At 72.6% G+C, this 13,364-nt stretch carries 8 protein-coding genes; 3 read left to right on the forward strand and 5 right to left on the reverse strand.

Features of this window, described 5'->3' with window-relative positions; translation table 11 throughout:
• The first annotated feature begins 387 nt into the window (after positions 1-387).
• Positions 388-1,767 carry a PP2C family protein-serine/threonine phosphatase gene (locus BZZ08_RS02455; protein WP_104630451.1) on the forward strand — a complete coding sequence of 460 codons (1,380 nt, stop codon included), beginning with the start codon at positions 388-390 and terminating at the stop codon, positions 1,765-1,767.
• A gap of 373 nt (positions 1,768-2,140) precedes the next feature.
• Positions 2,141-2,632 carry a LysR family transcriptional regulator substrate-binding protein gene (locus BZZ08_RS02460; protein ID WP_274543247.1) on the forward strand — a complete coding sequence of 164 codons (492 nt, stop codon included), beginning with the start codon at positions 2,141-2,143 and terminating at the stop codon, positions 2,630-2,632.
• Between the two features lie 2 nt (positions 2,633-2,634).
• Here the strand turns inward: BZZ08_RS02460 and BZZ08_RS02465 are convergent, their stop codons facing one another.
• The gene (locus BZZ08_RS02465; RefSeq protein WP_104630452.1) at positions 2,635-3,558 is read right to left on the reverse strand and encodes an SDR family NAD(P)-dependent oxidoreductase; all 924 of its coding nucleotides are present in this window, start codon (positions 3,556-3,558) and stop codon (positions 2,635-2,637) included.
• Positions 3,559-3,724: 166 nt separating this feature from the next.
• Here BZZ08_RS02465 and BZZ08_RS02470 point away from each other — a divergent pair, with 166 nt between their 5' ends.
• Complete coding sequence (locus tag BZZ08_RS02470; protein ID WP_104630453.1) at positions 3,725-4,591, forward strand: helix-turn-helix transcriptional regulator; 867 nt, start codon at positions 3,725-3,727, stop codon at positions 4,589-4,591.
• 23 nt (positions 4,592-4,614) lie between these two features.
• On the opposite strand, the gene BZZ08_RS02475 is transcribed toward BZZ08_RS02470, so the two are convergent.
• From BZZ08_RS02475 to BZZ08_RS02490, 4 genes are all read right to left on the reverse strand, one after another.
• Positions 4,615-5,241, reverse strand: a complete 627-nt coding sequence (locus tag BZZ08_RS02475) for a DUF2461 family protein (protein ID WP_104630454.1) — start codon at positions 5,239-5,241, stop codon at positions 4,615-4,617.
• Between the two features lie 237 nt (positions 5,242-5,478).
• On the reverse strand, positions 5,479-7,407 hold the full coding sequence (locus BZZ08_RS02480) for a pentapeptide repeat-containing protein (RefSeq protein ID WP_104630455.1): 1,929 nt from the start codon (positions 7,405-7,407) through the stop codon (positions 5,479-5,481).
• Between the two features lie 13 nt (positions 7,408-7,420).
• Positions 7,421-8,803: an esterase/lipase family protein gene (locus BZZ08_RS02485; protein WP_104630456.1), complete on the reverse strand. Its 1,383-nt coding sequence runs from the start codon at positions 8,801-8,803 to the stop codon at positions 7,421-7,423.
• Positions 8,800-13,308, reverse strand: coding sequence for a peptidase C14 caspase catalytic subunit p20 (locus BZZ08_RS02490; RefSeq protein WP_104630457.1), 4,509 nt, complete (start codon positions 13,306-13,308; stop codon positions 8,800-8,802). The genes BZZ08_RS02485 and BZZ08_RS02490 overlap by 4 nt, the downstream gene beginning before the upstream one ends.
• Positions 13,309-13,364: the final 56 nt, after the last annotated feature.

Genomic DNA, 13,364 nt, shown 5'->3' on the forward strand with positions numbered 1-13,364 from the left:
CTTGAGCACGCGCACAAGTGAGGATGGGCGAGCCGATCGCGGCCGAAGGGCACGCGGCCTCCTCCCTCCGGCCCTCCGACGCTGCCGGAGGCGGGCAGCACGGCGAGCTGCTGGGACAGGTGCGCGTCGCCTCCACCTCATCGCCATCACCATGCCGTCCCTCCTCGCCCGCCTCCTTCGTGTGGCCGAATCCACCCGGACCGAAGCGATCCTCACCAGGCGGTGAGGTGTTACGCCGACCGGCTGCCCTTGGGCGGCACGCGTCCAGCTGCCGGGTGATGGTGACACGAGCCGGTTCGATCAGCAGCGGATCCGGTACGGCAGGCGCGGGATGCGGGACGGACACACGGGACGCCCGGAGCGGACGGTGGAAGAGAGGCAGGCGCGATGGTGGCGGACTGGCAGGAGCCATCGGAGGACGACTCGGTCGACGAAGCCCCCGAAGAGTCCTACACCTCGCTGCTCGACCTGCCCCTCAGCTCGGACCTGAACCGTATCGGCGAGCAGTTGCACGCCCTGGCCCGTGCCCAGAGCACCTTGCAGGAGCTGCTTCAGGCAGTGGTGAACATCACCGGTGAGCTGGAGCTGCCCATGGTGTTGCGCCGCATCGTGCGCACCGCGATGGACCTGGTGGGCGCCCGCTACGGGGCCATGGGTGTACTCGACCAGGAGGGCAGGCTCCTGGAGGAGTTCATCCCGCTGGGGCTCACCGCCAAGGAGCTGGCCGACCTGGAAGGGGTGGAACTGCCCCGGGGGCGTGGCCTGCTGGGGCACTTGATCCACCATCCGGAGCCGTTGCGGCTCAATGACATCTCAAGCCATCCGGAGTCGGCCGGCTTCCCGCCCGGGCACCCGCCCATGCGTTCCCTCCTCGGCGTTGCGATCAGCGTGCGCGGACAGGTCTACGGCAACCTGTACCTCTCCGAGCGCAAGGACGGGCAGCCCTTCGACCGGCACGACGAGGGCGTCATCCGCGCCCTGGCCGGTACGGCCGGCGTGGCGATCGAGAACGCCCGCCTCTACCAGCAGGTCCGCAACAGCAGCGAGCAGTTTCAGCGGCTGCTGCTTCCGCACCTGCCCGACCTGCGGCCCTTTTCCGCCGGCGCCGCCTACCGCCCGGCCAGCGCCCCGGCCGCCGTGGGCGGCGACTGGTACGACGCCATGCTGCTGCCCGACGGAGCCTGCGTGGCGGTGATCGGGGACGTCGTGGGACACGACCTGCGAGCCGCCGCCACCATGTCCCAGATCCGGAACATGCTGCGGGCCCTGTACTACGACCAGAGCGCCCCGCCCAGCTCCTCCCTCACCCGGCTCGACCGCATCATGAACACCGCCCTGGACCAGACGCCCATCGCCACGGCGCTGCTCGCCCGGCTCGAACCCTCCGGCTCCGCCTGGCAACTGCGCTGGTCCAGCGCCGGGCACCCGCCGCCACTGGTGCTGCTGCCCGACGGGCGGGTCCGCTACCTGGACAGCGAGCCGGGGATCCCTCTCGGGGTGGCGCCCGACCTGCCCCGCCCCGACCACTGCGAGGCCGTGCCGGTGGACAGCACCGTCGTGCTGTTCACCGACGGGCTCGTAGAGGTCCCCGGCCAGCCGCTGGACCGAGGGCTGGACGCCCTTGCCGTCGCCGCCTCCCGGTTCGCCGGTCTGTCGCCGGACGAACTGTGCCGGGCACTGCTCACCAACCGCCCTGGAGACGGCCACGACGACATGGCCGTCATCGCCCTGCGCACCCCGCCCCTGACGGGCTACGCCTGCTCCTGATCGTCCCCAGTCCCGGCGCCTCAGCCCGCCACCCAACGAACCATCCGATGGCGAGCCCACGAGCCCACGAGCCCACGAGCCCACGAGCCACGCGCGCGGCCCTACGCCAAACGGGACCCGCCGCCCCAACTCCTGCCGAGGGCGGGCAGCAGGCCATCACAGACCCGCCCCGTCAGGACCGCTGAACACGATTCCCTGCTGTGCACAACCGCCCTCCTGCACACCGGCCGAGCAGGGCCCGGTTCGCGTTGCGCAGCGGCCGCCCATCGCGTACGCCGGAACGTTGAGCCGCTGACTCCCGCTTTCGCCCGAGAGACCCAGCCGTGGACGACCGCCGAGAGTCGGCCGTCGGGGCCGGGCCGCGGCCCGTGCCCTGCCCGAAGGCCGGATCGACGCGCTCGTCGTGCGCACACCGCTTCCGATCCCGGGCGACGGTCTGAACGTGACCGTCCTGTACGACGAGCCCCGGGCTCTCCTCGTGTCCGCGCTCCACCGCCTCGCCGGGGAGGAGTCGGTCACCCCGGACGACTTCGCCGACGAACCCCTCGTGGCCTGCGCCGGCATGGCCGCGCTGTGGACCGGGTTCTGGCGGCTGGACCCCCGTCCGGACGGCAGTCCGGCGCCACTCGGTCCCATGCTCGTCGACACCTTCGAGGACAAGCTCGAAGTCGTCGCCGACGGCCGGGCCATCGCCCTCGTACCGGCCGACGACCGGCGCTGCACACTCCGCGACGACCTCGTCACCATCCCCGTCGAGGGAGTCGAGCCCTGCCAGGTGGTGGTCGCCACCCGCTTCGCGGACGCCAACCCGCTCGTCGCCCGCTTCCGTGAATCCGCGAAGAACTTCCTGGTCCGCGAAGCCTGAGTTCAGGCGGCGTACGCCGCGATGAACCGTTCGGCGGCGTCCCAGAGTTCGCCCTCGCGCCGGGGGTCGTAGGACTCCTCGGACGACCGGGCCGCACGGGCGCGGTCCACGTAGGACCCGCTCGGTGCCCTGGTCGTGCCGAGCACGACGTCGGCGAGGTAGCGCCCGGCGGCACCGCGGCCGGTCGCGAACGGCGTGAGGGTCATGAGCGGCAGGATGCGGCGCATCGCGAACCGGGAGACGGGCCCCGCGTTCCGGGCGAGGCCGGTGCCGGGGACGAAACCCGGGTTGTAGGCGACGGCGTCGATCCCGGCCGGCAGCCGGCGCGCGTACTCGTGAACCAGGTGGATCGCGGCCAGTTTGCTCGTGGAGTACGCGGTACGTCCCCCTGCCGCGGTGTCCGGCTTGGGGAAGGCGCCGGGACGGGCCAGGACATCCGGGGACTTCCATGCCGGGCCGGGCACCATGCCCATGTTGTGCTTGAAGTCGCCGAAATGGGTGTCGCTGGCGGTGATCACGATCCGGGCGGGAGTCACGAACCGGTCCTGGAGCAGGCGGACGAACAGGTGGTTGGCGAGCACATTGATCGCGAAGGTCGACTCGAACCCGTCGGGCCCCTCGGTCAGCGCGTTCGTGTACTGCATGCCCGCGTTGCCCACGAAGCCGCGCAGCGGAGGCAGCTCACCCTGCTCCAGCCGCTCACGGATCTCGGCGGCGGCCGACTTGACGCTCCCGAGCGAGCCGAGGTCCGCCGAAACGTGCGAGACCGTGTGCCCGCCCTCGCTCAGCTCCGCGGCCAGGCGTGCGCCCTGGGACCCGCGTACGACGACGAGGAGGTGCACGCCTGGTGACCGGCGCAGGATGTGCTCGGCGGCGATGCGGCCGATGCCGCGGCTCGCGCCCGTCATCACGACGGTGTGCTGCATGGGAGACCCTGCCTTCTTGCTCGGGGTGCGAACTGGTCGGACGATGGGCGCCCGGCGGGGCGCGTCACCACGTTCGCCGCCGGGGCCGCCGCCAACCAGTGCCCGCCCCGTCACTAGGACTGGCAGTACCCAGGCTCACCCGGGGCCGAGCGGCGAGAATGGACCTATGGCTGCCTCCCGCTCCGACTTCGGTGCACTCCTGCGTGCCTGGCGCGACCGCCTCTCACCGGCCGACGCCGGCCTCACCGCGACGGCCGGCCGCCGCGCCCCCGGACTGCGCCGCGAGGAGCTCGCGCAGCTCGCCGGGCTCTCGGTCGACTACGTCCTGCGCCTGGAGCAGGCGCGCGCGAAGCACCCCTCGGCCCAGGTCGTCGGCGCCCTCTCCCGCGCCCTGCAGCTCTCCCGCGCCGAGCGCGACCAGTTGTACCGCAGCGCCGGGCTCCTTCCACCGCAGGACGGCACGGTCAGCACCCATGTGCCTCCGGGCATCCAGCGGCTCGCCGCGCGCCTGGGCGACGTCCCGATCGGGGTGTTCACCGCCGACTGGACCCTGGTGTGGTGGAACACCATGTGGAGCGCCCTGCACGGCGACCCCGCCGTCCTGCCGCCGGCCGAACGGAACCTCGCACGCGCCCTTTTCGGCGACGGCGCGGCTCACGCCGCCCTGCGTCCCGTTCAGTCCGAGCGCGGACAGGACGCCTTCGAGGCGTCCATCGTCGCCGACGTCAAGGACAGTGCCTCCCGCTACCCGGCCGACGCCCGGCTCGGCCGGCTCGTGCACGACCTCCGGGAGCAATCCGCCGTCTTCGCTCATCACTGGGCCACGCAGACATCGGCCGCCCAGCACACCACCGACCGCAAGACGATCCGGCATCCAGAGGTCGGCGACATCCTGCTCGACTGCGACGTCCTGATCGTTCCGGGCGCGGACCTGCGCATGGTCACCTACACGGCAGCGACCGGCAGCAGCGACGCGGGAAAGCTCGACCTCCTGCGCGTCACCGGCGGCCGCACCGCCACCGCGCGCCCCTGACACCAGGCGCGCGGTGACGGGGCTCAAGGGGCGACGTGGTCGGTCAGCCAGGTGAGCAGTGGTCCGAGTTCCTCGTGCGTGGCCAGCACACGGTCGACGACCTCCGGCGTCCGCAGCCGTTCGTCGCAGCCGAGGTACCGCACGGCGAGCAGCGATCGATGGCGCAACAACGTCGTGCGAGGATGGTCCGCGGGATATTCCCGGGGCGCGCGCTTCAGCACGTCCCCGCTGATCTCGAACCCCTTGCCGCGTAGTTCGGCCACGACATCGCCCAGTACGGAACCACTTGCCTCGGCGGCGACCGCCGCTCTGAACCGGCTGATCTGATCGGAGCCGGCGTACCACCACGCACCCTGCATGTGCAGGCCCTCCAGATTGAACCGGAACCCGATCTCGACGTTCGGGGCGATGCGTACCACAGCGGACTGGTTCTGCCACCACCACGGTGTCTTTCCGTACCGCCACACGGAATGGTCCTCGAACGCGGGATCCGCCTGTGCCAGGTCATGGAGCAGCGAGACCATCGGTTGCCGCACGAGACGTTCACGATCCTTGCGGGTCTCGCGCATCACCTCGTGCGACGGTTCACCTTCAAGACGCAACAACACGTCGAATGCCGACTCGTCCCAACCGGCGAACCGCCTCGGCATCTCCGTCAACTCCGGCCCTCGATCTCTTCGTCAGGGACATCAGTGGTGCCGTGCCGCCGGTGTCGACGTCAGATGCGCATCGGAAACATCTGCGGTTCTCACCGTGGGGCCGCGACTGCCTCACCCTACGGGGTACGGGAGTCCGGGACGGGCCGCCTGGCTCTGTACACCAGCACCCCATCGACACCTGCAGGCGTGATCGCACGCTGGTCCGCCGCGACGGTGTGCGGGGGTGGGTCATCGCTTCACGCGGCTGCGTACGGCGAGGACGGCGAGTCCGAGGAGGGCCGGTTCGACGAGGCGGGCGGTCATCTCGACGTAGGTTCCGGTGGTGGTCAGGTCTTGACCGGAGGCCCGGAAGATCACCGAGTTGGCCACCACTCTCAGGGACTTCTCGAAGCGGCTGGCCGACAGGCGCTCTGTGTAGGGTCCTTCCGGGTTGGCGGGTGTCGGTTGCCTGGTGGTCAGGGTGATGCGCCGACCGTCGGTGGTGCCGGTGCTGACGGGGTCGGGGTCGGTCTGCGGCAGTCCCCACAGCATCATCGTCAGGACGGTGGCCGTCATCGCCAGCACCAGCCAGGCCAGGGCACGCGTGGCGCGCAGGCCGTATCCGGACAGGGCCCAGTACAGCCGCAGCAGTGTCCGTTCGCCGCGGGGTGTTGTGGTGTCGTGGCGGCGCATCTCCATTTCGCCGTAGTAGAAGTCGGCTGCGCCCGGCTCGTTGCGACTGTCCTCGAGTGCCTTGCGGAACTGGCGGTAGACCGGTGCGAGCGTGGCGGGTTCATGGGGGTCGGTGCCCGATGGCGCGGGTGTCCAGCCGCGCCAGTGGTGTTCTTCGGCGAGGGTTCGGCGGCGTATCCAGCGCAGTCCGTCGGGTGGTTGCGGCAGGAGGCAGCGGCCTTCGAGGCGCAGCTGGTCGAGGTGGACCGTGCCCACGAAGAGGCAGTCGGTGAGGTCGGTGTCGGCCAGTACCAGGTGCGCGGCGTCCACGCCCCTGACGGAGGTGATCCGCACGGGGAGGTCGGTGAGCAGCTCGGGTTCGGCGATCACCTCGCCGTGCGGGGAGACGAACGGGCGGGGCCGGTCGGCGACGGTCACGGGGAATTCCGTCACGGCGTCGCTCAGGTCCACCGCGGCGTGCCGCAGCCGCAGCGCGGCGGTGGACGCCCACCGTGTCTGCCGGCAGCGGACCTCCCGCGCGGCGGCCTCCAGCGTCAGCGCGGTCTCGAACACGGCGTGGGAGAAGTCCACCGTTCCCGGGCAGACCAGCGGGCCGATCCGGGCGGTGCGCCGGAACACCGTCCGACGGAAATCCACGCCGGCCTCCAGCCGGGCCCCGGTGAACGTCAGGTCACCACCGATCGCCGCCCCTTCGAACGTGGCTTCGGCGGCGAAGTGTGCTTCGGTGAACGGCATGTCCCCGCCGATGTCCGCCCCGTTGAAGCAGGCCCGGCTCCGGTGGAAATGCGTACCGTCGAAGCAGGCGCGGCCGGCGATCCGGGCCGTCTCGAAGTCGGCGCCTTCCTCGAAGACCGCGCCGTCGAAGGCGGCCTCTCCGTTGACGACCGCCCCGTTGAAGGAGGCGATGCCGCATACCCGGACTCCGGAGAAGTAGGCGGACTCGCAGGTCACGCCTCTGAACATCGCGGTGCCGCCGACTTCGCGGACGCAGAACCGCAGCGTGCCCGTGATCCGGGCCTGGTAGAACCAGGCGTCACCGCCCACGTCGGTGTCATCGAGCCACACGTCTTCGGCGACCTGGGCTGCGGCGAGGCGGAAATCGCCTCCGGTACGCACTTCGCGGACGTAGACGCCCCCGTCGAAGACGGCCGAGGCGAAGGAGCAGGAGCCGTCGAAGTCGATGTCCTCGAGTTCGGCGTCCCCGGTGAACCGCGTCTCGTCGAAGGCGGCTTTCCCCACCCGTGCCCGCCCGCTGGCCGGGTCCCTGAGGGGTGCGAGGAGCGCGTCGAGCAGGCTCTGGGTGAAGGGGGTCCCGCGGTGGTCGAGGTCGGCGCCGGGTGCCAGTGAGGCCAGGTGGGCGGCCCGTTCGGTGCTGTCCAGGTGTGCCAGGCAGGCCGTGTACGGGGCCACCCGGCGTCCCCGGCAGTGTTCCCCGGCGTCCAGGTGTCCGCACTGCGGCCATGCGGGGCTGTCGGTCGCGGTCATCCCAGCTCCCGTCTCATCCCGCCAGGACCGTCACGTCTGTGCGGTCGCGGCCCTTGGGCCGGTCGACCAGTGCCTCGACGACCCAGCGTCCGGGGGCGGCCTCCAGTTCCGCGCGGTAGCGGTCGGTCTCGTACGGGCGGAAGACGAGGGGCTGTCTGCCGGGGCGGCCCGAACGCCACATGAAGGTCCGCAGGTTGCGCCGCAGCAGGTCGTGCCCCAGGACTTCGATCACGAACGGGCGGCCGGCCGCGACGGGGTCCCGGGGCAGGTGCAACGCGATGCCCTCCTCACCGGCAAGTGTGCCGCCGGGCGGGCGTCCCGCGCGGATCGCGAGCATCGCGTCCCGCAGTGCCGGGCCGCCGGCCAGGTCCGTGTTGCGCATGCCGGTCCACAGCATGGGGGCCGTGCCGGTCCAGCCCGCGACGGCCGACGGGCGCGGTACGGTCCCGTCGCCGGGCCCGGGCAGACTGCCGGTGATCCGCGCCCCGTCGTGGGAGAGTACGAGCGCTTCGGGGCTCGGGAAGCCGACGCTGCCGAGGCAGTGCACGGTGTAGGGGAGGGGTCCGGCGCGCCGGTGTTCGTCGCATGCCGAGCGGAACTCCTCCTGGAAGGCCAGTGCCTGGCGGACGGCGTCGCCCGGCAGTCCGGGGACCGGGTAGCGGCTGTCGGTGATCCGCCGCTCGCGGGTCTTTCCCTCGACCCGCACGGCGGGGTATCCCACCGGCAGCATCTCGGCGACCGCCGGCAGGTTGACCGCCCAGGCGCGCAGTGTCTCGTTCAGCCGTGCGGCCACGTCCGTTCCGAGACCCTCGGCTGCGGGGACCGCGTGGCCGGCCAGCAGCCGGGCGGCCTGGACCAGCCCCTGCTGCGGGGTGCCGAGGGTGACCAGGGTCCGGGCGGTCTCCCGGCCGCCCTCGCACTCCAGGTAGTGCCGCCCGATCAGACCGCCCGTCGCATGACAGACCAGAATGACGCGCGGATCGTCGGGCCGGTCCGGGTAGTACGCGTCGGCCTCGGCACGCCACCGGTCGAGTTCCCGCGCCACCCGCGTCTTCAGCTGCCGGGCCGCCAGCCGGTTCGACAGCCGCCAGTCGTAAGTGAACGGCACGAACTGCGCGTCGGGCGGGTCGCCGAGGGCGGTACGGATATCGGGATAGCCCATGCAGGACAGCAGCCCTGGCACGGAGTCCGGGGCCTGCAGCAGCGTGTCGGCGTCGAGGCGGAAGGGGCCCTCGGGCGGCGCGTCTCCCAGCCCCGGGGGGAGGGCCGCCTCGGTGAGCGCCGCGGCCGCCGAGCCGATCAACTGCTCACCGCACCGCGCCCAGACGTCCTGGCCGTGCCGGCACAGCCGTGTGCCCAGGAACCCCGGCACGAAGACCACCAGATCGTGTCTCATGCACCCTCTCCCCGTCTCCCGGTGCCGAAGAACGCCTGCGGCAGCCGGATCAGATCGCAACGGTCCTCTCCCTGCAACGCCACCACCACACCCTCCGGGTCCAGCGCGGTACGGACGGCGTGCACGCCGTACCCGCGCGGGGCGATCCCCGGCCCGTCCAGCCACTGCCGGGACCAGAGGTCCCATGCGCGGGACACCGTCTCCGGCATGCACAGCAGCAGCACCGGCCGCTCCACGGGCCCGGCGAACACCAACGACCTCACGTCGGGGAAGTCCCCCGGCAGCCGCTCCGGAGGGTGGATGCCCTCGTCACCGGAGCAGTCCTTGACGTACACGCTGCCGTGGTCCGCCCAGGCCAGCACGGGCATCGAGGCGTCGTCCTCGTCGTCGTACAGCTCCCCGAGGGCGAGGCAGGAGGGGTCGGCCGGGAGCAGGACGCGCTGCTCGACGCCCCGCGCGCCCTCGGTCCAGACCCGCAGCTGGTCACTGAGGTCAGCGGCCATCCAGTGCGTACCGTCCCGCAGGACCCGCGTGTCGATTCCGCAGAACCCGCGGTCGGCCCGGATCTCGCGCACCGCGATGCCGGCGGACGAGACATCGGCGGGCACCTGATGGCGTACCAGCCGTCGGCCGTCGGCCACGCTCAGCCGCAGCGTGCCGGAGTCGGGTCCGGCGACCAGGCTCAGCGCGCGGGCCGGCTGGCCGGCGTCCCCGCCCAGCGGGATGTCCCGGTGGGTGATCAGTGCCAGGCTGTCGTCCAGACGCCACAGCCGTACGGTCCGGCCGGCCGCGGCGGCCACCGTCCAGCCGTCCGCCGCCCGCACCGCGGCCACCGCCGTCACCGTGTGCCCGTCGTGGGCGAGTTCCGTAGCAGCGAGGGCGGCAGGGTCTCCCCGCCGCGGCCGGGAGACCCTGATCCGGTCGTGCCAGGCCCGGCACAGCAACGGCGGACCGTCCGGCACGCCGGCCAGGGCGAGGACCGGACGCTCGTTGCTCGGCCGTCGCTGGATGCCGTAGCCGGCCTCCAGCGCGGGCACCACGTCCACCACCCGGATGTACGGGCCGTCGGCGACCGCGAGCAGTCCCTGGCCGCCCGGATCGAACGCCATGGCGCCGTCCCTGGGTGCGTCCAGAGCGAGCGTGGCCTCCCGCCCGGCGGACCAGATGCGGACGGCCACCTCCTCGTATCCGGCGAGCAGCAGCTCATCGCCGTACCGTCCGAAGGCCAGGCCGCGCGCGTCGGAAGGGTAGGCGGCCACCTCCTTCACCACCGGTTCGGGGCCGGGCCCGGCCTCGCACCGCCAGAGGTACACGGCGGTCCCGTCGGCCACGGCCAGGAACCCCTGCCGGGACGAGAGGGCGAACGCCGCGGCGGCCATCGCGGGCGCGGCCAGCGCCACGCGGGGAGTGGTCCGGCAGGCGCGCAGACCGTCGATCCCGTTGCGGGTGCGGTCCACCTCGAACAGCTCCACCCGCTCGGCACCCGCTGTCAGGACGAACATCCGCCCGCCCAGGGTGAGGGCCGCGAGCTGCCGCACATCAGCCGTACGGACCTCCTTCAGCCGGGTGTCCAGGTGCGTGCCGCCCTGCCAGGACCACACCCACACCCGGTCCCCGTCGGCGGCCAGGGCCACGCCCTGCCCCTCCACCTCGGCCACCGACAGGGCGCGCACACTGCCGCCCCACCGGTACTCCCGGTCGGGCGTCCGGGCACCCGCCCGCCAGAAGTACACGGCCTGATCGTCCCGGGCGACGGTGACCCGGCGGGCTCCCGCGGCCACCTCCCGCACCTCGCTCAGCGGGCGCCCACGCTCCCCGCCCGCCCGGGGCAGCCGACGGGTCAGCAGCCGGGCGCCCGACTCGGGGTGCAGGACCTGGATCTCGCCCCGGCCGCCGGCGGCCAGGGTGTCCGCGTAGGCCGACCCCGCCGCCCCGGTCCCGGCGCGCCAGCTCAGCGCCCGCGCACCGCCCGAGGGCGCCGCACGCCGCCATTCCGGGGGAGCCGGCGGGACATCGCTCCAGTACTCCTGCCAGGGCAGGAAGCCGCCGTCGCGGCGCAGCGCCCGGTACGACGCCTCGCGGTGGCTGATGAAGGCGGTGGCGCTGAGCAGCGCCTTGCGCTCCAGCAGGACCGATGCCGGCAGCGGGCCGGACGCGCGGGGGAACGAGCCCGCGACCCTGCCGTACAGAGCGGCCCCGTCGCAGTCCCGGGCCAGGCCCGCCGCGAGCGGCAGCATGACATCGGGGTTCGTCCGCAGCAGGAAGTCCACGTCCTCGAACAGCTCCCGCAGCGCGTCCGGTCCCACCTGGGCGGCGTGCGCGCCCAGGTATTCGAGGGTGTACTCGTCGCCTTCGCTCCAGCCGCCGCGGGCGCGGGCGCGGGCGTGCAGCGCGTCGAGCACCCTGCGGTGTGCCTCCCAGGAGGTCAGCCCGGCGTCGGAGAGGAAGAACTCGCCGTAACTCGGATGGGCCAGCTGATGACGGATCCGTCCGGCCGCCTGCCGTGAGCCGTCCTTCTGGGTGGCGACGATGCCGCCGTCCGCGCTCCGGCAGACCTGCCCCAGGTCCTCCAGCGTCAGCTCCGGGGAACCGGCCTCGCGCAGCGCGTTGGCGAGCGTCAGCCACGCCTCGTCCGGCGGCAGCCCGGGGCCCTGGACCACCGCCAGCGCCCGCAGCGCCTCGTGGGCCCGCTGCGCGCCCGGCTGCTCGCTCAGATGGCGCGTCTCCTCGGCCAGACGGGCGCGCAGGTCCACGCCGCCGTCCCGCAGCCACGCCAGCAGTTCGGCCTCGGCGGCGACCGTGGCCCGCCGGGCAAGCCCCTCCGCGGCCAGCCGGGCCACCAGGAACGAGCCGTGGCTGCGTGCCGCGACGGTCTGCGCCGTCCAGTCGCGGTCCTCCTGGCGCGCATCTCCCCGATACGGGGACCGCGCGGTGTCCAGCACGGACAGCACCATGCCGGCGATACTCGCGCGCGCCTCCTCGTCGTCCCCCAGGACCACGGGTTCGATGCTGAGCTCCAGGGTGTCCAGGAGCGACTCCTCCCCGGCGGGCGCGGTGGCACGCCGGCGGGGCTGCGAACGGGTACCGACGACCACCCGGACACCGGGCGTGTTCGCCAGAGGGCTCAGGACGTGCCGGGCGATCGCGTGCGCCTGGTCCGGGAGGGCCTCGTCGAGCGCGTCGAAGAGCAGGTTCACCGAACCCGCCCGCCCGACCAGCTCCTCGAAGGCCGCCGTGAACTTCTCCGACGTCACCGGCTCCTCCGGCAGCGGCGGCGCCCCGTCGATGTCCGCCAGCACCTCCCGCAGATGGGCGGCCAGCGAATGGGCCGACTGCCCCCGGCAGCTCAGCGCCGCGTGAATGCTCCCCGCCCGGGGCAGCGCCGCGGGGCTCAGGTCCGGGCCGAGGGTCTCCCGCCAGCTCGGCAGGGAGGTGAGGGCCAGCCGGCCGAGGAGCGTGGTCTTTCCCGTGCCCGCCAGGCCCGTCACCGCCAGCAGCCCCTTGGGATGGGTGTCCATCCAGCGCACGATCCGGCTCAGCGCTTCCCACCGGCCCGCGAAGTGGCGGCCGAGATGGCTGTTCTCCTCGAGAACGAACTGCTCCGCCTCGATCCAGGGCTTCCGCCGCGTCAGCACGGCCGGCGTGTACACCGGCCGGTCGGACTGATGGTAGTGGGGGTTGTCGAGGAAGTTGTTGGGCAGCGCCCTCACCTCCCGGCAGTCCGGCCGCTGCGCGGGTTCGTCCAGACCGTCGTCGGCGGCCCGCGCGTCCACGGCACGGCACAGATACGGCAGCGGCAGATACAGCGCGGACGGCTCGAAGGGGCGGGCCTGGTCGTCCGCCACGAAGTCCGGCTTCGCCAGTGCTTCCTCCAGCCACGTCACCCAGCGGCCCGCCGGTACCTGCGCGTCCGCCCCCGAGGTGCCGATGACGGCGAAGCCCTTCCGCCGGCTCTGCCGCGCCCGGACCACCGCGAAATCCCGCTCCAGCTCCACGGCGTGCCGCACCGCCTGGCCCAGGGAGTTGTAGCTCTGCGAGGAACAGGCATCGATGATCAGCAGGGTGTCCGTCTCGTGCTCCGGCCGCAGCAGGAACCCCACCAGCTCGAGCAGGGACACGGCCCGGGCGGGGTCGAACTCGCCCGACTGCCAAGAGTCGGCACAGGCGAGGAAGTAGCCCTCGTCGCCGCGCTGGACGCCGTGCCCCGTCCAGTAGAGGATCTTCCGCTGGGCGCCGTCGGACAGGAACTCCTCCAGCCCGGCCCACAGCTGCCGCCGGGCCGCCCCGCCCCGGTCGGCCCGGAGGGTCTTGCCGAACCCCAGTCTCTCCCGCACCGTCTGCGTGAAGCGGTCACGGACCTCGGCCAGCTGCGGCCGGCCCAGCCTCTGCCGCTCCGCCGCGTCCGGATGGAGATACTCCGCGACGGCGACCGTGCCCACCAGGGAAGAAGAACGCCGCTCGGCCCTCAGTAACGTCAGCCGGCTGTCCGTGCCGCTTCGTACCATGAGATCGACAGCACCCCCCGAAAGTGTCCACCACAGCCTATTTACCAGTGGAGTTG

The organism is Streptomyces sp. MH60 (assembly GCF_002939385.1).
Classification (GTDB): domain Bacteria; phylum Actinomycetota; class Actinomycetes; order Streptomycetales; family Streptomycetaceae; genus Streptomyces.